The sequence below is a fragment of the Moraxella sp. ZY200743 genome, from assembly GCF_050885545.1.
Lineage (GTDB): Bacteria > Pseudomonadota > Gammaproteobacteria > Pseudomonadales > Moraxellaceae > Moraxella > Moraxella haemolytica.
In genome coordinates this window covers 13,620-35,503 of sequence record NZ_CP091313.1, presented here as the reverse complement: position 1 = coordinate 35,503, position 21,884 = coordinate 13,620, and the positions used below count along the sequence as shown (strand labels likewise).

The window sequence follows — 21,884 nt, the reverse complement described above, 5'->3', positions numbered from 1 at the left end:
ATAATTAAAATCTTGCCGATTATGATATAATACCAACACAAAAACAATCAGAGACGACAATGAACAATCTCATGACACTCACGGACAATGCCGCCAAAAAGTTAGCAAAACTAAAGATGGCCGAAAATAATGATTCGCTCATGCTACGAGTCTATGTTACAGGTGGTGGCTGCTCAGGTTTTTCTTATGGCTTTGACTTTGCTGAAGAAGTTGAAGAAGATGATGCCACTTTTTTAAATGGCGATGCAATTTTAGTTGTAGACAGTCTAAGTTATCAGTACTTGCATGGCTCGACCATTGACTATATTGAAGGGCTAGAAGGTTCTCGTTTTGTGGTTAACAACCCTAATGCCACCACCACTTGTGGTTGCGGATCGTCTTTTTCAATTTAAGGCGATTTTTAGTCAAATTTAGATCAAAAATAAAACCTGCTAACTTGCAGGTTTTATTGATTTAATCATGAATTATTTACGCTCATCACGCAATACTACTGGTGAGACAGACAGTCTATAATTAGCGGCAGCTGTTCTTGCACCAATGATGCTTGCCAAGAAAGTTAATAGCGTGCTTATCAACCAGAAAAGACCAGAGTATAGAGCTGCTTTACGAGCAGTATCTTCGGCAACTTGCAATGCTTGTTTCATGGTTGCACGAGCATCAGCAACGGCTTGCTTAGTATTATCAAGATATTCGTGATAAGAAGCTAATGTTTCTTGTTGAACTTCAACAGCTTGAGCTTGATTTAGACCTTCTGCTTGTAAACGGTCAATCAATTCATCGCCAGTCAATACAGTCTCAATCTCATCTGCACGCTGTTTAGCATACTCATCAATATTTTTCCAAGTATCAAGATTGGTAAAATCCATTTGAGCGACATCATTGCGAGTTTTGTTTAACATATCTTCTAGTACATTCACCGTTGCATGTACTTGCGATTGATTAAAAGCATCATTATTCTTGGCAACCCATGCTTCAATATCTTGACGATTGATGTTACCAGTTGCTTTTTGATACAGCTCTTCTGCACGGCCTGCAAGATTGCCATCTGAATTAGCAGCTACCGCACCAGCACCGGCAACGGTAGCAGCTGTTGAGGTTACAGCACTAGCAGCCCCACCTATAGCACTTGCTGTCGTACCAACCGCATTTCCTGCAGTTCTTACAATACCTGATACGCTGTTCATTGCAAAAACAGAAGTAATCACCACGATCGCAGCTGCGGTCAGAATGCCTGTCAATGTTGCATCTTTTGGTAGAATGTCAGTACCATCACCAAATAAGGCTTCTGGTGCGGAGGCTTTGACAGCAAAGAAGCCAGCCACAAATGCACTCAATAAAGCGGTTACGGCAGCATAAATGCCCGCTGCAATACCTGCACCGCGAAGATCTAGCGATAAAAATGAGCTTAGCACCAATGCTAAGGCTAACATCATCATAGAAACCACAAGACCCATCAAAAGTCCTGCAAGAATACCACGCCAAGATGGGCGTCTAGCCACTGTTGTATGAATTTTCATAATTACTAAAACCTATAAAAAGTGAATAAAAACAATACCTTAGTATTTAATTCATTGTAAATGATTTCTCATGAATTTTCAGTATGCCTTTAGTACACTTAAAGTAACAATATGAAACCCAACCCCAAACATAAACCCCCCACATCTTCCAATGTGAGGGGTTTGAAATAAGATGCTGACGATGACCTACTCTCACATGGGCGAACCACACTACCATCGGCGCTAAGACATTTCACTTCTGAGTTCGGGAAGGGATCAGGTGGTTCCATCTTGCTATTGTCGTCAGCGTAAAAGGATTAACAACGCTGTATGAGTCTGTTTTTTTATTTTTATTCAAGATTGATTCAAGCTTGTTAGGTAAAATCTTTACACTTACTTATACAACACATGAAATGGTTTTAAACCACTTGGGTGTTGTATGGTCAAGCCAAACGAGCAATTAGTATTGGTTAGCTACACATGTCACCATGCTTCCACACCCAACCTATCAACGTCGTAGTCTACAACGGCTCTTTAGGGAAATCTTATCTTGAGGTGGGCTTCCCGCTTAGATGCTTTCAGCGGTTATCCCATCCGAACGTAGCTACCCGGCAATGCTTCTGGCGAAACAACCGGAACACCAGAGGTTCGTCCACTCTGGTCCTCTCGTACTAGGAGCAGATCCTCTCAAATTTCCAACGCCCACGGTAGATAGGGACCGAACTGTCTCACGACGTTCTAAACCCAGCTCGCGTACCTCTTTAAATGGCGAACAGCCATACCCTTGGGACCTGCTTCAGCCCCAGGATGAGATGAGCCGACATCGAGGTGCCAAACACCGCCGTCGATATGAACTCTTGGGCGGTATCAGCCTGTTATCCCCAGAGTACCTTTTATCCGTTGAGCGATGGCCCTTCCATACAGAACCACCGGATCACTAAGACCTACTTTCGTACCTGCTCGACTTGTGGGTCTCGCAGTTAAGCGCGCTTTTGCCTTTATACTCTTTGAACGATTTCCGACCGTTCTGAGCGCACCTTCGTACTCCTCCGTTACTCTTTAGGAGGAGACCGCCCCAGTCAAACTACCCACCATACATTGTCCTCGATACTGTTATATCTAAGTTAGAACCCCAACATAACCAGGGTGGTATTTCAAGGTTGGCTCCATGGCAACTGGCGTCACCACTTCAAAGCCTCCCACCTATCCTACACAAGTTAGGTCAAAGTTCAATGTAAAGCTGTAGTAAAGGTTCACGGGGTCTTTCCGTCTAGCCGCGGGTACACAGCATCTTCACTGCGATTTCGATTTCACTGAGTCTCTGCTGGAGACAGCGCTGCCATCATTATGCCATTCGTGCAGGTCGGAACTTACCCGACAAGGAATTTCGCTACCTTAGGACCGTTATAGTTACGGCCGCCGTTTACTGGGGCTTCGATCAAGAGCTTCGCTTACGCTAACCCCATCAATTAACCTTCCAGCACCGGGCAGGCATCACACCCTATACGTCCACTTTCGTGTTTGCAGAGTGCTGTGTTTTTAATAAACAGTTGCAGCAGCCTGGTATCTGCGACTGCCAACAGCTCAAAGAGCAAGTCTTATCACCATCGGCAGCGTACCTTCTCCCGAAGTTACGGTACCATTTTGCCTAGTTCCTTCAGCAGAGTTCTCTCAAGCGCCTTGGTATTCTCTACCTGACCACCTGTGTCGGTTTCGGGTACGATTTGTTTATGACTATCGCTTAGAAGCTTTTCCTGGAAGCATGGTATTTGCCACTTTGCCAGTAAACTGGCTTGCTATCAGATCTCAGTAATAGTCTAGCGGATTTGCCTACTAAACCTACCTACATCCTTCCACCTGGACAACCAACGCCAGGCTGACATAACCTTCTCCGTCCCTCCATCGCATCATAAACAAGTATTGGAATATTAACCAATTTCCCATCGACTACGCCTTTCGGCCTCGCCTTAGGGGTCGACTCACCCAGCCCCGATTAACGTTGGACTGGAACCCTTGGTCTTCCGGCGTGCGAGCTTTTCACTCGCATTGTCGTTACTCACGTCAGCATTCGCTCTTGTGATACCTCCAGCATACCTTACGATACACCTTCACAGGCTTACACAACGCTCCCCTACCACTTAATTGAAACAATTAAATCCGCAGCTTCGGCTCCTAGTTTGAGCCCCGTTACATCTTCCGCGCAGGCCGACTCGACTAGTGAGCTATTACGCTTTCTTTAAATGATGGCTGCTTCTAAGCCAACATCCTAGCTGTCTGTGCCTTCCCACATCGTTTCCCACTTAACTAGGAATTTGGGGCCTTAGCTGGCGGTCTGGGTTGTTTCCCTCTTGACGACGGACGTTAGCACCCGCCGTCTGTCTCCCGGATAGTACTCATCGGTATTCGGAGTTTGCATCGGTTTGGTAAGTCGGTGTGACCCCCTAGCCGAAACAGTGCTCTACCCCCAATGGTATTCGTCCGAGGCGCTACCTAAATAGCTTTCGGGGAGAACCAGCTATCACCGAGTTTGATTAGCCTTTCACCCCTATCCACAAGTCATCCCCTGGCTTTTCAACGACAGTGGGTTCGGTCCTCCGGTGCCTGTTACGGCACTTTCAACCTGCTCATGGATAGATCACTCGGTTTCGGGTCTATACCCTGCAACTAAGACGCCCTATTAAGACTCGGTTTCCCTACGGCTCCCCTAAACGGTTAACCTTGCTACAGAATATAAGTCGCTGACCCATTATACAAAAGGTACGCCGTCACGGAACAAGTCCGCTCCGACTGCTTGTATGCACACGGTTTCAGGTTCTATTTCACTCCCCTAACAGGGGTTCTTTTCGCCTTTCCCTCACGGTACTGGTTCACTATCGGTCAGTCAGGAGTATTTAGCCTTGGAGGATGGTCCCCCCATCTTCAGACAAGATTTCACGTGTCTCGCCCTACTTAATATGTCTCATAAACAGTTTCGCATACAGGACTATCACCTACTATGGTTGGCTTTCCCACGCCATTTTGCTACTGTAAATTTGATCGGCTCCTCCCCGTTCGCTCGCCGCTACTTGGGGAATCTCAATTGATGTCTTTTCCTCGGGGTACTGAGATGTTTCACTTCTCCCGGTTTGCCTTCTATCCAAAGAATAGAATACCTATCTTATGATAGGTGGGTTTCCCCATTCAGAAATCGCCGGGTCACAGGATATTGCCACCTCACCGACGCTTATCGCAGGCTATCACGTCTTTCATCGCCTCTGACTGCCAAGGCATCCACCATGTGCACTTCATTACTTGACCATACAACCCCAAGGGGTCTTATGGGTAATGTGTAACGATTTACCTATGTTTACGCTTGATTCAGTTCTCTTTACTTTATCCAATCACCTTCTATAAAAGAAGTGGAGTGTGATTGGAATGGTTAATTATTTGTTGGAATTAAATAATTAACCCAGACTCATATTTTCGTTGTTAAATAATGATATGAACTTCGTCAGTTCATAAAGTTAAAGCATAAATAAGAAATCTCTTATCAAATTGCTTATGTATGCTTTTGATGTTTAAATATGGTGGAGTTAAGGAGAGTCGAACTCCTGACCTCCTGCGTGCAAGGCAGGCGCTCTACCAACTGAGCTATAACCCCAATATGGTGGGTCTAATAAGACTTGAACTTATGACCCCCGCGTTATCAACACGGTGCTCTAACCAACTGAGCTATAGACCCGTTTTAAACATCTTACTAAAGAACAACTTGTTGTGAATTCTTGCTAATCAGATAATATCGTTAAGGAGGTGATCCAGCCGCAGGTTCCCCTACGGCTACCTTGTTACGACTTCACCCCAGTCATCGACCCCACCGTGGTGATCGCCCTCTTGCGTTAGGCTAACCACTTCTGGTGAGATCAACTCCCATGGTGTGACGGGCGGTGTGTACAAGGCCCGGGAACGTATTCACCGCAGCATTCTGATCTGCGATTACTAGCGATTCCGACTTCATGGAGTCGAGTTGCAGACTCCAATCCGGACTACGATAGGCTTTTTGAGATTGGCATCACATCGCTGTGTAGCAACCCTTTGTACCTACCATTGTAGCACGTGTGTAGCCCTGGTCGTAAGGGCCATGATGACTTGACGTCGTCCCCGCCTTCCTCCAGTTTGTCACTGGCAGTATCCTTAGAGTTCCCGACTTAAATCGCTGGTAACTAAGGAAAAGGGTTGCGCTCGTTGCGGGACTTAACCCAACATCTCACGACACGAGCTGACGACAGCCATGCAGCACCTGTATCAGAGTTCCCGAAGGCACTAAGCTATCTCTAGCGAATTCTCTGTATGTCAAGACCAGGTAAGGTTCTTCGCGTTGCATCGAATTAAACCACATGCTCCACCGCTTGTGCGGGCCCCCGTCAATTCATTTGAGTTTTAACCTTGCGGCCGTACTCCCCAGGCGGTCTACTTATTGCGTTAACTGCGTCACTAAGTCTTCAAGAGACCCAACGACTGGTAGACATCGTTTACGGCGTGGACTACCAGGGTATCTAATCCTGTTTGCTACCCACGCTTTCGAACCTCAGTGTCAGTATGATGCCAGGAAGCTGCCTTCGCCATCGGTATTCCTCCAGATCTCTACGCATTTCACCGCTACACCTGGAATTCTACTTCCCTCTCACCTACTCTAGCCACCCAGTATCAGATGCAGTTCCCAGGTTAAGCCCGGGGATTTCACATCTGACTTAAGCAGCCACCTACGCTCGCTTTACGCCCAGTAATTCCGATTAACGCTTGCACCCTCTGTATTACCGCGGCTGCTGGCACAGAGTTAGCCGGTGCTTATTCTGTGGGTAACGTCAGGGCTAGCTGGTATTAGCAACTAGCTTTTCCTCCCCACTTAAAGTGCTTTACAACCAAAAGGCCTTCTTCACACACGCGGCATGGCTGGATCAGGCTTTCGCCCATTGTCCAATATTCCCCACTGCTGCCTCCCGTAGGAGTCTGGGCCGTGTCTCAGTCCCAGTGTGGCTGATCATCCTCTCAGACCAGCTACAGATCGTCGCCTTGGTAGGCCTTTACCCCACCAACTAGCTAATCCGACTTAGGCTCATCTATTAGCGAGAGCTAAAAGCCCCCTTTCTCTCGTAAGACGTATGCGGTATTAGCGTAAGTTTCCCTACGTTATCCCCCACTAATAGGCAGATTCCTAAGCATTACTCACCCGTTCGCCACTAATCTTCTCTAGCAAGCTAGAGCGTCATCGTTCGACTTGCATGTGTTAAGCCTGCCGCCAGCGTTCAATCTGAGCCATGATCAAACTCTTCAGTTTAATCTTTCTAAGTAACCCATTAAGTGGGTCAATCTTGGCTCATTTATTACTAGCAAATTTGCTCATCGTGTAAATGAATTAACTTTGAGTATTTTTGCTTGATAAATGATAATTTTTGTATTATCTTGTATTAGCAAAAATCCACACAAGTTGTTCTTTAGTTTGGATTTTAAATAGTGTCATTCGTTGTCGTCCAGCGAATGAGTGCGTATTATACGCTGTTTTTATTTGGTGTCAAGCTTTTTTTAAAAATTTTTAAAGTTTTTTTGAGATTTGTTAATTCTCGTCTCAAATTTTTTAACTTATTGAATTTAAATAAGTTTTTTATGACTTGCTGTGCTTGAGTGGTGGGTATTATACCTTGATTTTTTTGGTTGTAAAGGGGTTTTTTTAAGAATGTGGTAGAAAGTTTGTAGGTGATTGGTTTTTATGGGGTTTTTTAAGGGGGGATAGCCCGGGTGTGGGCTGTTTTTTGTAGAATCAACATCGGCTTTTGACTGTCAGCCTTTAATTCTCTTAGTGCTGACGACTCGGCAATTTTTGTAAGCGATGCTTGAGTCTGAATCTTGTACCATCAAGCTAGACTTGTGGTAGTTGTTCAATGTCAAAGCATCGGTGCTGATGTTCCAGCTGTTCTCGTCGCCAAAATTGGTGTCTACATTATCCGATGCTGACAAGTTGATTGGCAAGAACCGAGTCTTACCGCCCAAACGAGCTTCGGCGAAAGTTGGCAGATTGTGCTTATTAAAGCCAAAATTGACCGTAACTCTGCCACCTGCGTTGCATTGGTAAGTTACTTGGCGAACTTTGGTTGCTGTCGCATCGGCTTGACGAGCGTCCATCGTTTGTGCGTGTGCAGTACCTGCAAAAGCCAAACCAAGGGCAAGAACTGGGGCGATTGTTTTTAGAGCTTTCATTATTGTTCCTTATAGTGACAATACACAGAATATGGAGCCTTACTGTTCCATGATGAAACTATAGGTCTAAAAAGCGAGGGTTTGTAGCACAATATGGTTAAAATTTATTGCTACCAAGCAATATTGGACCCCAAAAATCCCTTTTTTGCAAAAAATCATTACATTTTACGACGATGATTACAATTTCTTGGAAAATTTGCTATGCTTTGACTTTTTGCGATGGCAAATCATGATGAACGAGTTTCTACAACACGAATCCTTAGACTGGGCAAACATAGACAATCAGCCTTATTTCATCGGCATGATGAGCGGCACAAGCTTAGATGCTTTGGATGCGGTCTTGTGTCGATTCGATGATGAGCGTCCTGTGGTCATTGAAAGCCATAGCGTTCGTTTTCCTGACGACCTAAAAGCCGCCCTACTGGCTCTTACTGTACCTAATGGTGTGAGCGACTACATTCAGAAAAATTGTCTTGCTTTTGAAAGCGAGCTTGATGTATTTGGCTGGGCGAGTGTGTTTTATGGTGAGTTGGCGGCATCTGTGGTGCTGGAGCTGCTTCATAAGGCAAAAGTAGAGACCGAGAGCGTCTGTGCGATTGGTTGTCATGGACAAACGGTGCGTCATCGCCCAAAATGGCATTTTAGCCTCCAATTGCTCGACCCAAATGTATTGACTGAACGCACCGGCATCGCTGTCGTCAGTGATTTTCGTCGCCGTGATATGGCGGTGGGTGGTCAAGGAGCACCACTTACTCCTGCATTTCACGAAGCAATTTTTAACAACTTTGACGAACACGGCGAAAAAGCCGTGCTAAATCTAGGCGGTATTGCCAACATTACTTTATTATCTAACGGCGAGCGTGCAACCATTGGCTTTGATACAGGTTGTGCCAATCTATTGCTTGATGGCTGGTGTAAACGCCATACTGGGAAAGATTTTGATAAAGATGGCAACTGGGCAAAAACTGGGCAAATTATCCCCGATTTACTTGGTCAGCTATTAACCCACCCATTTTTTGGGCAACCTTATCCAAAAAGCACAGGACGAGAAGAGTTTAACTTATCATGGCTTGACCAAGAACTAAGTATCTTTGACAAGACAAATCCTATTCCCTACACCGCCGCTGATGTTCAAGCCACGCTCATTGATTTGACTGCCGTCAGCGTTGCTCATGCACTACTACAAATTGCCAAGCACGGCAAGCTGGTCGTTTGTGGTGGCGGTGCGTTAAACGACTATCTCATAGAACGACTTGCCACTCATCTGCCTAATTGGCAGATTCATTTGAGTGATGACATGGGTATTCCGCCCATGCTTGTTGAAAGTTTAGCCTTTGCTTGGCTAGCTCGCCAAACCATGCTCTTGCGTACTGGCAATTTGCCAAGTGTAACAGGTGCAAGTCAAAGTGTGGTGCTAGGTCAGGTGTGCTTTCCTTAAATAACTTATCGTTTCATAAAACAAAAACCGCATAACATAAATTGCGGTTTTTATTTTTAAGGCATGATGACAACTTTACCAATAAATAAGCCTATATTCACTGGATTAAACATGATTCTTAATGCAGTGAGCGTTGAACAAGCCATCATCTGATAATAAAGAGCATTCATCAAACTTATGGGCTGTCTCAGTTTGTCAAATACGGTCAAAACAGCTCAAACAATCAAGGGTAAAAGCAAGTCAAGTACTCATTAGCAGATACCCATTAGTCCTATCAATTCAGCATCTTCTAAATAACTCAATGGCTTATTGTCTTGTTTTCGGATAAAGCACGGCACAGACCTACGATATTTTATGCAACCAAACAAATAACATCAATAAAACCCATTAGCATAAAAATACACTTGTAAACTTTTCATCACTAAAAAATCATGCTAAGATAAGGCAATTTGTAACAAAACATGAATGCACTCTTGGCACTTGATGCCAAGTCAATTTTTAATGGAATATCGCCATGACACAAAAAATCATTTACTCCCAGCGTCCAGACCATCAGCGTGTCGTCATCACTGGCATGGGGGCTATCACACCAGTGGGCAATGACCTTGACACCATTTGGCATAACCTTACTCATGGTATCAGTGGCATTACTAAGATTGATGCTTTTTTTGATGGCACACCTGTTGAAGAACTACGCTCACAAATTGCAGGAATGGTGAAAGACTTTGATGCCAAAGAGCATCTAAACCCCAAAGAAGTCCGCCGTTATGATGAGTTCATGTGCTATGCACAGGTTGCCTCTGCACAGGCACTGCATCATGCAGGTCTGATTGACAGCACCAAAGGCGATCGCCTACCCATCAATGTTGGTGGTGAGCGTTTTGGCGTCGTGATGGGTTCTGGAATCGGTGGAATTGGCACCATTGAAAGCAGCCGAGACACCTTAAAAACACATGGAGTAAAAAAGGTCTCACCTTTTATCATTCCTGGTGCAATTGTTAATATGCCAGCAGGTCTGATTGCGATTCGCCACGGATTAAAAGGGGCAAACCTTGCCACCGCAACCGCCTGCACCACCTCAACACACGCCATCGGACTTGGAGCTCGTCTTATCGCTTATGGCGATCTGGATGCAGTACTGGTCGGTGGTAGCGAAAAAGCCTCTACACCTCTTGGCATGTCAGGCTTTGGAGCGATGCATGCCCTATCCACTCGCAATGACGAACCAACTAAAGCCAGTCGCCCTTTTGATAAGGACCGTGATGGCTTCGTTCTTGGTGATGGTGCTGGTGCGTTGGTACTTGAAAGCCTAGCTCACGCTAAGGCTCGTGGAGCGACCATCTTGGCAGAACTGATTGGCTTTGGCATGAGCGATGATGCAAGCCACATTACTTCCCCACCAGAGAATGGTGAAGGAGCACAGCGTGCCATGAAAAATACCCTAAATGATGCAGGTATTGATGCTAACCAAGTTGGATATGTTAATGCCCATGGCACCAGCACGCCTGCTGGCGATGTCGCTGAAAGTGCCGCCATTCAAGCCGTCTTTGGCGATGACATCTTGGTAAGCTCTACCAAATCCATGACAGGGCATCTGCTCGGTGCAGCAGGGGCGGTTGAAGCAATCTTTACGGTGCTTGCCCTACAAAACCAAACCTTGCCACCCACCATCAACTTAGATAATCCTGATGAACGCTGTACACTAGACTACATCGCTCATACAGCCAGACAAGTAAACAATCTCAACTACGCCATTAGCAACAGCTTTGGTTTTGGTGGTACAAATGGCAGTCTGGTCTTTGCCCGCTGGCAAAACTGATGACATTATTCAAAAAAGCCTATCCCACTGGCTATTGACCTAAATGAAAATGCACATCGGATGTGATGTGCATTTTATTTTTAATACTCTCTTGAGCGTTTATTGGTCCTTCTATGTGTGTTTGGCATTCCACCAAAAAACCATACACCCCATGACACCATCAATGTTCCACATGAAACATCAAAGTTGCCACTCAACAAAGTTGGATAGTAGTTTTAGACCTGCATCATGGCTTTTTTCTGGGTGAAATTGCGTGACAAACAAATTGTCTTTAATGACACTGGCACAAAATACCTTGCCATAATCACAAGTCGCCACGATGATATCCTTATTTCTCTCATCATCAAAATTAGGCTCGCAGTAGTAGCTGTGTGTAAAATAAAAGTGCCTACCAGCACATCCTTGCCACAGCACATGGTCGGTATCGGCATTTACCACATTCCACCCCACATGCGGAATCTTAATAGCCTGCCCGTTATCTGTCCAGCTGGCATCAAATCGCTGTACACTGCCTGCAATAACGCTTAGGCATGGCACTTGCCCACCTTCTGTTGAGTAATCAAACATCGCCTGCATACCCACGCAGATTGCCATGACAGGTTTTTCATTTAATGCCTTTTTGACCGCCACATCCACACCAGCATCCATCATGTAACGCATCGCATCACCAATTGCCCCAACCCCTGGTAGTAGCACCTTGTCAGAGACATCAATCTTGGCAGGCTCATTAGTAATGATGACATCTGCACCCACCTTTTTTAGAGCATTGGCAACCGAATACAGATTGCCCACGCCATAGTCTAATAATGCAATTTTTGTCATAAAAAAGTACCTTATAATACATTTTTGGTTGATGGCAACGCACCATTGGCTCGCTCATCAATCTCGCACGCCATACGCAATGCTCGTGCCAATGCTTTAAACACACTTTCAATCTGGTGGTGGCTATTTTTACCTTTTAGGTTATCAATGTGCAAAGTAATGGCAGCATTATTCACCAATCCATAAAAAAATTCACTAAATAAATCCACATCGAGCTTGCCCACATAAGCACGGGTGAACGGTATGTCCATGTGCAAACTTGGGCGACCTGAAATGTCCACCACCACACGACTTAAACTTTCATCAAGTGGTGCATAAAAATGACCATAACGGCGAATGCCTTTTTTGTCACCCAAAGCAATTTTTAATGCCTGACCCAAAGCAATACCAATATCTTCTACACTATGATGATCGTCAATGTGAGTATCGCCCACACATTTAATTTCTAAGTCAAACAGACCATGTCTGGTAATCTGCTCTAGCATATGATCCAAAAATGGCACACCCGTATCAAGTTTACTAATGCCTGTACCGTCAATGTTGATGGTCACAAAAATCTGCGTCTCGGCGGTATTTCTGGTAATCTGGGCGGTGCGTGGTGTTGTCATCATTATTCCTGATAAAGATATTTTTGGCTAAAAGACCGGTGAATGATACAAACTGATCATTTTACACAAAAATAAGCGACTTTTGGGGAAATTATCATCAATATAGCAATAAATTTTGCCAATCATTGGGCTTTGCATTATAATGGGACGATTTAATAAAAAATGAGCAGTTATTATGGCATTATTACCGATTTTAAATTACCCTGACCCACGCCTGCGTACGGTCGCCAAAGAAGTGGATAACATTGATGATGACATCAAGACCTTAATTCAGGATATGTTTGATACCATGTATGATGCACGAGGTATCGGACTTGCTGCCACGCAAGTGGACAGACATATACAAGTAGTGGTGATGGACCTTGCCAAAGAAGATGAAGAGCCACAACCAAAAGTATATATCAATCCTAAAGTTACCCCTCTGACCGATGAGCTTGTTCCTTATCAAGAGGGTTGTCTGTCCATTCCTGAGGTGTACGATACGGTAGAACGCCCTGCTCGAGTGCGAATCGAAGCACTGGACGAAAACGGGCAGGGATTTAGCATTGAAGCAGACGGTTTGTTAGCGGTGTGCATTCAGCATGAGCTTGACCACTTAAAAGGCATTGTTTTTGTGGACTATTTATCTCGCCTAAAACAAGACCGAGCACGAGAAAAAGTACGCAAAGTCATTACAAAAAAAGGCTAAGCTTACCACTCATAAAAAACACAGTCAAAAACGACTGTGTTTTTTATGGTTATGAAAAATCAGGCACGCTCGCCCCGCCTAAGCCATAACTGCTAAACTTACCAATGACAGCCTGTTCTACGGTTTGTTTTTCAATCATCAAACAAAAATCTTGCCCTGTGGTTTCGCTTTTTAGGCGGATAAACGGATGGTGTTTGGGCTGGGCTTTGTGTGTTTGGCAATGGGTCAAAGCCGTATCAAAATCAATACCCTTAAATTCGGCAAATTCTTGGGCGACTTTTTCCATGTTTTTGGCATGGTAGCGTTTAAAAATGGCGTGGCCATGGTTTTCAGGAACAGCTTTAATCGATTTAAAATGCAAAAAACCTTCCCAATTTTTTACATAATCATTCAAGCGATTTTGCAAATCCGCCATAAAAACCCCTAAAAGCTCTTCGTCATTAGCAAAAATCCGCAATTTATCACCCAAACTGGCAAAAGTTCTACCGTCTTTTTGTATAAAACGGTAATTGGGAAAGCTGACACCAATATTGTGAGTATTCATTTTTTGCATTGCTACCAATGAAAAATGCACTTGTAAATACAAAGCTGCCCACAATTCGTATAATGATTTTTCACCATCAATCAGCGTGATTTCAAGATAATAATTCATTATTTCTCCCGAATGTCTGTTACATACGCCAAGCCCTTCTTGCCCAAATAAAATGACGATACGCCTGCATTATCAATCATTTGTTTCAGCTCAATGGCTTTTTGTGGTTCAATATTTAAAATGATTTCCAGTTTCCCGCTTACCTTTTTTAAAGTGTGGTTGATTTTGCCTTCACCTTTGATAAACTCTTCACGCACATAGGGATTGCCATAAATTATTTTTTTCGCCCCTGTTGTGTATTTGTCCATAAAATCTTTGGGCGTAAAACCATTATTAGAAATGCCACTAATCCCACCCATTCTAGACTTGGCGGTAGTCATGTCAAAACGCTTTGCCAATCGCTGCATCTGCAAATACAATGCCGAACAATACATTGGTAAAATCAGTTGCAAGCCTTTAGTATTCAATGGCTTGTATTTATCAAATAAACTTGCTAATTTGTCTGACGCTAGTTTAATGACATCTATACAGTCCACTGGTTTGGATTTTCCAATGGTTCCAAGGCGATTTAAAATAGCAATAGGGTCAAGTGAAATTGGATTATCAATCTTAAAATCAGTAATTGCTTTATCATTGATAATAAAATCACATAATTCATCAATATTTAACGACAATACATTCCAAAATTCATAAGAATAATCTGACAAAAATATCGGGTCATTAACTTTAATCATACCTGTAAAGGCATTTTGGTCAGTACTGCCTTTCATATTGCGAATATAAGCAATTTCGTGATTGATAATGTTGGGATTATCTTTAAAATCAATAAAATCTTCCAAATCCGCAAAATAATAATCTTGGCTTTGCCGTGCTTGATACAATTTTCTTTGGTCGCCAATCAAACGACTTAAAATCCCCAACACCGTATTTTTACTAACTTCTCTGGGCAAAAAGCTTTCAGGCCTTTTCAATTCGGTCATTGAGCCAATAAAATTACGCCCCTTTCTGGGTAACGGCTCATCATTAGAGCCGTCCAAAAAAGAATTTCGCCAAGAGGCTTCATATTCAATGATAATTCGCATTATTCATCCCCCAATATCATTTGGCTTCAAAATAAACTGCATAATGACCTGATTGTTCTGGTTTGACTTCATTAGGACTGCGTTTAATTCGCATCATTTTATTGCTGTCATTATAATCCACTTCAATATTATCTACATACATATAGCCTTTGGCTTGACGAATTGCCAAATCACGAATCAGATTTAAAGTGGTATCAATCAAAATATCAATCGCCACATCGTCCAATAAAATACCCACTTCGCCTTGTTCATAAATCGTGCCTTTACGCACATAATTAGCGTGGAATGTGGCTTTTGGCGTGCGAGTATTATCCAAAGATTGAATAAAATCTTGGATTTGTTTGGCAATTTGTTCGCCTTGGTTGTCTTTAATAATCATGGCACAACGGTCAAATTTATTATCCAGTGAAATAAATTGTAATTGCTCAATGCTAATAGAACCATAAGCGATATATTCAGTATCACCAAAAGTGGTTTTGGAGAAAAACGATGAACTGTCTCTCTCGCCAGCTTGTCCAAATTGCTCAAAATTACCATTACCCAAAATATCCACAAAATCTTCCAACAATAATGGGCTGGTGCGTTTGCATTGGCTGGCCGGCACAACATAACCACGAATTAATCCTGTTAACGATGCCAATACTTTATCCAAGCCTTTGTCATTGGCAAAGTGCAAATCATAGGCTTGTTCACGGAATAAATGATGACGAATACAATTTTGGCTAATATATAAAGGCGTTTGTTTAAAATCAATATCGGTCGCTTCTTTTTTGTATTTGTAGCCTGTTTCATCTTTAATTTTGCCCGTTAAATTGCTATAACCACGCAATTTAGGCAAAGTGTGATTATCCACGGTACGCCCTTCACTGCTTAATGTAGTCGGACCATTCCAATTGACCACACCGTGTCCAAACGCTTGAATTTTAAAATCAACGCTTTTAATACCAGCAATTTTTTGCATTATTTGCTCCATTGATAAATAATAACGATTGAAAAAGGCAAAAGCCTTACCAAAGGTTGTATGGTAACACTCTGCCTTTCAAAAATAAATCCTTGATCGTGGTATTTTAGAAAAATATTTCAAAAGGTGCTAAAATACACGCAACTACCGCATAGGTAGCTTAGTAATTGATAGTGGTATTTTATGTTTCTTACACCGCATAGGTGGTTTCTTTCATTCTGCTTCATCCACCCCACCATCTTCGGATTGTGGGGTTCTCAATAACTGAATGGGCATTGTTCCCACAGGTTGCTTGGTTGATCTAACATAATACATCGCAAACTCATGGCGTTCTCGCTCTCCGCCAATCGGTTCTAAATCACTGGGCGTATAACTTAAATAAATTGGGTATTGGGGCGAACGAGCCAATTTTAATAATTCCCAATCAAATTTACTTGCCTTAATGCGATTATCGCCCAATTTGGTATTCATAATATTGTGATGTTTTTTGTGCATAAATGCCAATAGGTTTTTATTGCTGTCTCGCATTTCAAAACGCCCACCTTGAATGCGATTGATGCTTTCAGTCAGCCCAACAACAATTTCGCTATGGTCGGTATCTTCATCATAAGCATATTCATCAATAAATGTTGGTGTTAATTGATTGTCCACTTCACACACCGCCATTTGCACAAAACAATTATCGCCACGCAATGAAGTTTTAGACATTTTCATCACACCGTCTTTTGATTTTTTGTTTGCAGGCGTACTGATTGGGTCGGTAACTTTATCATTGATAAGTTTCACACTTTCTTTTAAAGCACCGAGTACATCGTTTTGAATTTTTTCTTGGCATTGTGCATTTTGATAAAAATTATCATAAACTTGATACAATTCATTGATGTAAACGGTATCTGTGTCTTTATCTTTTAAATAATTTTGTAAAAAATTCAGCCAAGCCACACTGCTGTACCAGCCATTCATATTGGCTAAAAATTTGGCGGTTTTACTGGTTTGTTTACCGCTTATGGCAGAATTTGGGTAAATAGTAATATAATCATTTACTTGTCCATTTAAATTAAAACGGTCAAGTCGCCCCATTCGCTGTAACCAATTTTCGGCGGTCGTCATTTCAGTCAGCATTTTTTCACAGCTAATATTTAATGACGCTTGTACAATCGGTCCACTACGCAAAATGTCATAATCGCCATTGCCATTTTGTTTAAAACATTCAAAAACTTGATAAAATAAATCCGCCTTATCTTGGCGAGTATATTTGGAATGCAATAAAATGGCATTTTCATCATTTTGATGTACTAAAAAACCGATTTGAGCATTTTGGGCGGTATTGCTAATCACAAAGGTTTTTTTCTGACTGTCCTGTTTTTGATGCGCCAATGGATTATTTTCACAAGTTTCGTCATAAGATTGCAAAGAAATACGATATTGAGCAGTATTAAAACTGTCTATTTTGACAATGTCGTTATTATCCAATTTCAATACATTTTGAATGAAATAATAATGCGGTGTTGCCGAAACCAGCAATGTATTGGCATGCTGTTTTTGGTGTTTTTTCATCTCAATCAGTTCAGCAAATAATAAGTTTAGGGCAGGCTGAACAATTAATTCGTGAAACTCATCAAACACAATATGTGATTGCATAAATTTTAATAAGCCCGTAATTTTTTGATGAGAAATAATGTGATTTACCATTTGGTCAATGGTGGTAATCACAACATCCCCAGAAAAATAATCATTTGGGTTGGTATCAGATGCATCATCAAATGTTTGATGATTTGTTATAATCTTTTTGTATTCGCCCGTAAAAATTTCAATACTGGCATTTGGTAAATAATCTTTTCCTGTTAAATCTTGCAAAATCCCCAAACATACTTGCACTCTTGGACAAACCCAAATGATTTGTTTGGCGTCTGTTTTAAACGCCCATTCTAGGGCGATTTTGGTTTTACCACAGCCAGCAGGTCCTTGCAATACGGCGATATAATTTTTGTCAAAGCCTGTATATTCGCCAACCGACTTTAATTGGTCAGCACAGATTGTTTGTGCTTTATTTCTTTCGCTATTGGGGTGGTTTTTATTAAACTGATTTAAACAATGTTCAATATGTGATGATAATAAATTGCCATGATTTAATTCATTATCTAGGGCGTGAATTAAGGATTTTTCCGCCAAATATTCTGCCAAATCATCAGGCGACATTTTAGAGACCATTCTATCGGCACTAATTACCGCCATACGCACTAAATTATGTAGGGCATTATCTTGAATATTAACGGTAAATTCATCAATTTTATCGGCTAAATTATCATATTCTCTATAATCTGGTAGGTCATTGTCACTTAATTCATAATCATCTTTGAATTTTGGTAGGGCAATAGGATAATCAAAATGTTCAATATAAGATTGAATGTCTTTAAAAACAGCAGAAATTTGATTCTTTAATGGGGCTAATTTTACATATTCTTGCCATTTTTTATCAATACCACGAGCGGTTTCAAAATATTTTTCATCTTCTTTTTTACGATAAGGACGAGTGTGATGCCAATAAATGGCATGAAAGATTTGTTTTAATTGACTTTTATTTAATGATTTTTCATCTCTTAATAAAGAATTTGCCAACAACCAAGATATTTCGTGATGACGGGGATATTTTTCAAAACTAAATTTAGAAAACCCTTTATCATTACTGCTAATATGTACACCATCATCAGGCAATATGATATTATCCAACTCATCATCGCTATTGGGACTATATTTTTTTGTTACCCATTCTTGAAATTTGGGGTCAAGTTTGCCAATATCGTGCAATATCCCTGCGATAAATGCTGATTTTGATAAATTAGGGTTGTCTATATTTAATTTTTCAATAATATGATATGCCAAATAGCCCACCGCAAATAAATGCTGGCTTAATGGTTGTCCGTGTGTATTGGCTAAAATACCTTTGGTTTCAATTGGTAAATCCATAAAAACTGCCTTTTCTGTATAATTAACGGGTACAAACCCTTGTTCATTAAATTTGTCTTTATTGCCCACCATCCAAACCAGTTCCGTGCGATTTCGAGTGGCAATGCGATGGCAACTCACTGCCGTATTTTTGCTTGCCGATTGGCGAAGTAATTTTTTGACCATCGCCAAACCTTCTTCGGTAATGGCAGTTTGCCACGCATTACCGCCAATGCGGTTGGCATAAGCATCCAATACTTTGCGAGTACGATTTAAGGCTTTTTTCTGGCACTCTGAAATAAAGATAACATTCATTGCCCTTCTCTTTTTGAAAAATCCTTTGTTAATGCCATTTCCTTAACCGTATCAAACATAAAATCAAGTGCATGATAATCGGTAAAATAGTTTAATACTTCTTGGCGGAACTCTTGTTCGCTGGCATTGTCTTTTGCACAAATAAAAGCAAGTGGCAACACAATCGCATCTTTAATTAAATCAGCAATATCAAACACCAATGCCCCACGCCTTGTTTTACCATGCATCACCGCAAAGCCGTGCGGAATGCCAAGCACCCAAGTGGTGGTTGCCCCCAAACCATAGGCTAAATAATTGCCATGATTTAAAAACCGGTTGGCTTTATCAATGCCATCAACATCACGATGAAATCCTGCATTGCGGGTGCTTTGGGCGGCGATTTTATAAAGCTCTTTGGTCATTCGTCCTTCTAATGCGAGCAAATCATGATTACTGTCTTGTAATACAATCTCTTTTTGATATTGATCAAGCAGTTTGGCAACAAACTCATCCTTAATATCAAAACCATAAGATTTAAAGTCTTTATCTTTTTGCCAAACTTTTTGCAAAAAACAAAGTCGTGCTAATTGTAATTGTTTGGCGATGATTAAGCGTTTGTCATCATCAAACCACCACGACAACCAGCCTTGTACATATTCTGTTGGTCGGTATTCAGATTGCGGTGTGAGCCATTCTATTTCGCAGCCAGTAAAAAGAGGCGTGCCACCACCCCCACAAAATCCCACCAACACCCCTGCACTTGCCAATAGTCGCATCGCCGCTTGAGTTATGGAAGTACCTGTACCCAATAAAATACAGGTGGTGTTAGCGATTGGAATATTGTAATAAAGATTCTCGTTTTGACCTTCTGTCAGATACAATACCCGTCCGTCCTTTTGCATCACACGGCAATATTGCAGATAATAAATATTAGCTCGTTTGGAATGCAGAATGGCTTTTAGGTCAGTAGGTTTAAGGATGTCCATTATCCGCAACTCAATGTAAAGTTTTTTTAAATTCAACCACAATGATTGGTCCTTGTCAAGAAGGTTTGAATTATGAGCAAAGCTATTTTATAATCAAGTGTAAAAAGATGGTGATTTTCACCCTTTATTTTTGACACTATTTAAAAACTTAATAAAATCAATAAATTATAATTAGGGAAAAAATCATTGGTTTTTTAGCAAAAAATTTGCTAACTACCTTGAATTTTATTGGTTTTTTATCTAAAATATCTAGTCTTACACCGCATAGGTGGCTTAGAAATTAATAACAAAGCTGGCGGTTTTACCGTTGCTGTCTTACACCGCATAGGTGGCTTAGAAATTATCATCATTGTTTAGTGTCATAGATTCACCGTCTTACACCGCATAGGTGGCTTAGAAAAATGATATTGATATCCATAGACACAAGCATGAGTCTTACACCGCATAGGTGGCTTAGACAAATCTTAACAGTTTAAGTAAATTCCAAGCTATGTTTTTAGATCATATGTTTCATGTGGAACATATGATCTTTATATTTTAATTTTTGATGAATTGGCATAAAATATGACACCAAACCCCAACAAAGCAAGCAACCAGCAGGCAGGCAATGAAATTTTCAAGCTTCGGTAAGAAATTCACCAAAAATAGCGGTATTTTACAGCTGATGGACGATCTGGGCAAAGCCCTAGCAAGCGACAAACCCATCAATATGCTCGGTGGTGGTAATCCAGCAGTAATCAGGTCGGTTAATACTGTCTTTCAAGACACTCTTATTAAGATAGCAAATGACCGACACGCCTTAGAGAGCATGGCAAATTACTCCACCCCGCAAGGTGATGCCAAATTCATCGCCACTTTGGTAGATTTTTTTAATCGTCATTACGGTTGGGGGCTGACAGCGGATAACATCGTCTTGACCAACGGCTCACAAAATGGATTTTTTTATCTATTTAATTTATTTGCTGGGCATTTTGATGATGGTGAAAAGGCAATTTTGTTGCCTTTGGCGTCTGAGTATGTTGGCTATGCGGATACCCATATTGATGACACACATTTTTTATCCATACCGCCCATCATCGAAGAGATCAATCACGATGGCGAAGAAGGATTTTTTAAATATCGAGTGGATTTTGACAAACTTGAAAATCTACCAGAACTTACAAATGGCAAAATCGGAGCAATCTGTTGCTCTCGCCCCACCAACCCTACAGGCAATGTGCTGACCGATAAGGAAATGGCAAGATTAGACCGACTTGCAAAAAAATACAACATTCCGCTGATCATTGATAATGCCTATGGCGCTCCCTTTCCCAACATCATCCACACCCAAGCAACACTCAACTGGGATACACAGACGATCTTATGTTTTAGCCTATCAAAAATCGGACTGCCTGGCACCAGAACAGGTATTATCGTAGCAAATAGCGATGTGGTGCGTGCCGTGAGTGCGATGAATGCCATCGTCAATCTCTCGCCTGTGCGTTTTGGAGCAACGATTGCGACACCATTATTCGCCGATGATAGCATCGTACGCCTATCCAATGAGCATATTCGTCCATTTTATGCCAAGCAAGCCCAATTTGCCATCAAACTCTTAAAAGAGCAGTTTTGTGATTTACCGGTTAAAATTCATAAACCTGAAGGGGCGATTTTCCTGTGGGTATGGTTTGAAAATTTCCCAATTTCTACAACCAAATTGTACGAAATTTTAAAAGAAAAAGGCACGCTCATCATTCCAAGCGAGCATTTTTTCTTAGGCATTGATACCGATAATTATCCGCACGCACATGAATGTATCCGCCTATCTATCGCCCAAGATGATGACACCCTAATCAAAGGCATTGCTACTATTGGTGAAGTGGTAAGAAAAATTTATCAACAAGGCTAAGCACCACCCACACCCTTTACCAACCCAATAAAA

At 41.8% G+C, this 21,884-nt stretch carries 14 protein-coding genes, 2 tRNA genes and 3 rRNA genes; 5 read left to right on the top strand and 14 right to left on the bottom strand.

Going from position 1 to position 21,884, the window contains the following annotated elements:
* Nucleotides 1-59: 59 nt before the first annotated feature.
* The gene (erpA, locus tag L3D27_RS00150) at nt 60-392 is read left to right on the top strand and encodes an iron-sulfur cluster insertion protein ErpA (protein ID WP_284673703.1); all 333 of its coding nucleotides are present in this window, start codon (nt 60-62) and stop codon (nt 390-392) included.
* Nucleotides 393-464: 72 nt separating this feature from the next.
* On the opposite strand, the gene L3D27_RS00145 is transcribed toward erpA, so the two are convergent.
* The 7 genes from L3D27_RS00145 to L3D27_RS00115 all read right to left on the bottom strand — a co-directional run bounded on the left by L3D27_RS00145 (nt 465) and on the right by L3D27_RS00115 (nt 7,727).
* Nucleotides 465-1,517 (bottom strand): hypothetical protein, encoded by a 1,053-nt coding sequence (locus L3D27_RS00145; RefSeq protein ID WP_432481223.1) that lies wholly within the window; start codon nt 1,515-1,517, stop codon nt 465-467.
* Nucleotides 1,518-1,690: 173 nt separating this feature from the next.
* A 5S ribosomal RNA gene (gene rrf / locus L3D27_RS00140) occupies nt 1,691-1,804 on the bottom strand.
* 131 nt (nt 1,805-1,935) lie between these two features.
* Nucleotides 1,936-4,793: ribosomal RNA gene (locus L3D27_RS00135) — 23S ribosomal RNA — on the bottom strand.
* Between the two features lie 267 nt (nt 4,794-5,060).
* A tRNA-Ala gene (locus tag L3D27_RS00130) sits at nt 5,061-5,136 on the bottom strand.
* Between the two features lie 4 nt (nt 5,137-5,140).
* Nucleotides 5,141-5,217, bottom strand: a tRNA-Ile gene (locus L3D27_RS00125).
* 61 nt (nt 5,218-5,278) lie between these two features.
* Nucleotides 5,279-6,810: ribosomal RNA gene (locus L3D27_RS00120) — 16S ribosomal RNA — on the bottom strand.
* Together the 16S, 23S and 5S rRNA genes with 2 tRNA genes alongside form the textbook arrangement of a ribosomal RNA operon.
* A 500-nt stretch (nt 6,811-7,310) precedes the next feature.
* On the bottom strand, nt 7,311-7,727 hold the full coding sequence (locus tag L3D27_RS00115) for a DUF7606 domain-containing protein (RefSeq protein WP_284673701.1): 417 nt from the start codon (nt 7,725-7,727) through the stop codon (nt 7,311-7,313).
* 229 nt (nt 7,728-7,956) lie between these two features.
* Here L3D27_RS00115 and L3D27_RS00110 point away from each other — a divergent pair, with 229 nt between their 5' ends.
* Together L3D27_RS00110 and fabF are read left to right on the top strand one after the other, a co-directional pair.
* Nucleotides 7,957-9,165, top strand: coding sequence for an anhydro-N-acetylmuramic acid kinase (locus L3D27_RS00110; protein ID WP_432481222.1), 1,209 nt, complete (start codon nt 7,957-7,959; stop codon nt 9,163-9,165).
* 514 nt (nt 9,166-9,679) lie between these two features.
* Nucleotides 9,680-10,984, top strand: a complete 1,305-nt coding sequence (fabF, locus tag L3D27_RS00105) for a beta-ketoacyl-ACP synthase II (protein ID WP_284673699.1) — start codon at nt 9,680-9,682, stop codon at nt 10,982-10,984.
* A 180-nt stretch (nt 10,985-11,164) separates the two neighbouring features.
* On the opposite strand, the gene hisH is transcribed toward fabF, so the two are convergent.
* Together hisH and hisB are read right to left on the bottom strand one after the other, a co-directional pair.
* Nucleotides 11,165-11,806 carry an imidazole glycerol phosphate synthase subunit HisH gene (gene hisH, locus L3D27_RS00100; protein ID WP_284673698.1) on the bottom strand — a complete coding sequence of 214 codons (642 nt, stop codon included), beginning with the start codon at nt 11,804-11,806 and terminating at the stop codon, nt 11,165-11,167.
* Between the two features lie 11 nt (nt 11,807-11,817).
* Nucleotides 11,818-12,414: an imidazoleglycerol-phosphate dehydratase HisB gene (gene hisB / locus L3D27_RS00095; protein WP_432481925.1), complete on the bottom strand. Its 597-nt coding sequence runs from the start codon at nt 12,412-12,414 to the stop codon at nt 11,818-11,820.
* A gap of 175 nt (nt 12,415-12,589) precedes the next feature.
* Here hisB and def point away from each other — a divergent pair, with 175 nt between their 5' ends.
* The gene (def, locus tag L3D27_RS00090) at nt 12,590-13,102 is read left to right on the top strand and encodes a peptide deformylase (RefSeq protein ID WP_432481221.1); all 513 of its coding nucleotides are present in this window, start codon (nt 12,590-12,592) and stop codon (nt 13,100-13,102) included.
* 49 nt (nt 13,103-13,151) lie between these two features.
* Here the strand turns inward: def and cas6f are convergent, their stop codons facing one another.
* From cas6f to cas1f, 5 genes are all read right to left on the bottom strand, one after another.
* Nucleotides 13,152-13,754, bottom strand: coding sequence for a type I-F CRISPR-associated endoribonuclease Cas6/Csy4 (gene cas6f / locus L3D27_RS00085; protein ID WP_432481220.1), 603 nt, complete (start codon nt 13,752-13,754; stop codon nt 13,152-13,154).
* Entirely contained in the window at nt 13,754-14,776 is a 1,023-nt protein-coding gene (gene cas5fv, locus L3D27_RS00080) for a type I-Fv CRISPR-associated protein Cas5fv (protein ID WP_432481219.1), read from the bottom strand. Before cas5fv ends, cas6f begins: the two co-directional genes overlap by 1 nt.
* A gap of 16 nt (nt 14,777-14,792) precedes the next feature.
* Nucleotides 14,793-15,737: a type I-Fv CRISPR-associated protein Cas7fv gene (gene cas7fv, locus L3D27_RS00075; protein ID WP_284673694.1), complete on the bottom strand. Its 945-nt coding sequence runs from the start codon at nt 15,735-15,737 to the stop codon at nt 14,793-14,795.
* Between the two features lie 213 nt (nt 15,738-15,950).
* Nucleotides 15,951-18,998 (bottom strand): CRISPR-associated endonuclease Cas3'', encoded by a 3,048-nt coding sequence (locus L3D27_RS00070; RefSeq protein WP_432481218.1) that lies wholly within the window; start codon nt 18,996-18,998, stop codon nt 15,951-15,953.
* The gene (gene cas1f, locus L3D27_RS00065) at nt 18,995-19,963 is read right to left on the bottom strand and encodes a type I-F CRISPR-associated endonuclease Cas1f (RefSeq protein WP_432481217.1); all 969 of its coding nucleotides are present in this window, start codon (nt 19,961-19,963) and stop codon (nt 18,995-18,997) included. The genes L3D27_RS00070 and cas1f overlap by 4 nt, the downstream gene beginning before the upstream one ends.
* 607 nt (nt 19,964-20,570) lie before the next feature.
* Between cas1f and L3D27_RS00060 the strand changes: the two genes are divergently transcribed.
* Nucleotides 20,571-21,851, top strand: coding sequence for a valine--pyruvate transaminase (locus L3D27_RS00060; protein ID WP_432481216.1), 1,281 nt, complete (start codon nt 20,571-20,573; stop codon nt 21,849-21,851).
* Nucleotides 21,852-21,884: the final 33 nt, after the last annotated feature.

Bases quoted from the DNA above. Each gene is read 5' to 3' on its own strand.
- erpA (WP_284673703.1), top strand. From the start codon at position 60: ATGAACAATCTCATGACACTCACGGACAATGCCGCCAAAAAGTTAGCA.
- L3D27_RS00145 (WP_432481223.1), bottom strand. From the start codon at position 1,517: ATGAAAATTCATACAACAGTGGCTAGACGCCCATCTTGGCGTGGTATT.
- L3D27_RS00115 (WP_284673701.1), bottom strand. From the start codon at position 7,727: ATGAAAGCTCTAAAAACAATCGCCCCAGTTCTTGCCCTTGGTTTGGCT.
- L3D27_RS00110 (WP_432481222.1), top strand. From the start codon at position 7,957: ATGATGAACGAGTTTCTACAACACGAATCCTTAGACTGGGCAAACATA.
- fabF (WP_284673699.1), top strand. From the start codon at position 9,680: ATGACACAAAAAATCATTTACTCCCAGCGTCCAGACCATCAGCGTGTC.
- hisH (WP_284673698.1), bottom strand. From the start codon at position 11,806: ATGACAAAAATTGCATTATTAGACTATGGCGTGGGCAATCTGTATTCG.
- hisB (WP_432481925.1), bottom strand. From the start codon at position 12,414: ATGACAACACCACGCACCGCCCAGATTACCAGAAATACCGCCGAGACG.
- def (WP_432481221.1), top strand. From the start codon at position 12,590: ATGGCATTATTACCGATTTTAAATTACCCTGACCCACGCCTGCGTACG.
- cas6f (WP_432481220.1), bottom strand. From the start codon at position 13,754: ATGAATTATTATCTTGAAATCACGCTGATTGATGGTGAAAAATCATTA.
- cas5fv (WP_432481219.1), bottom strand. From the start codon at position 14,776: ATGCGAATTATCATTGAATATGAAGCCTCTTGGCGAAATTCTTTTTTG.
- cas7fv (WP_284673694.1), bottom strand. From the start codon at position 15,737: ATGCAAAAAATTGCTGGTATTAAAAGCGTTGATTTTAAAATTCAAGCG.
- L3D27_RS00070 (WP_432481218.1), bottom strand. From the start codon at position 18,998: ATGAATGTTATCTTTATTTCAGAGTGCCAGAAAAAAGCCTTAAATCGT.
- cas1f (WP_432481217.1), bottom strand. From the start codon at position 19,963: ATGGACATCCTTAAACCTACTGACCTAAAAGCCATTCTGCATTCCAAA.
- L3D27_RS00060 (WP_432481216.1), top strand. From the start codon at position 20,571: ATGAAATTTTCAAGCTTCGGTAAGAAATTCACCAAAAATAGCGGTATT.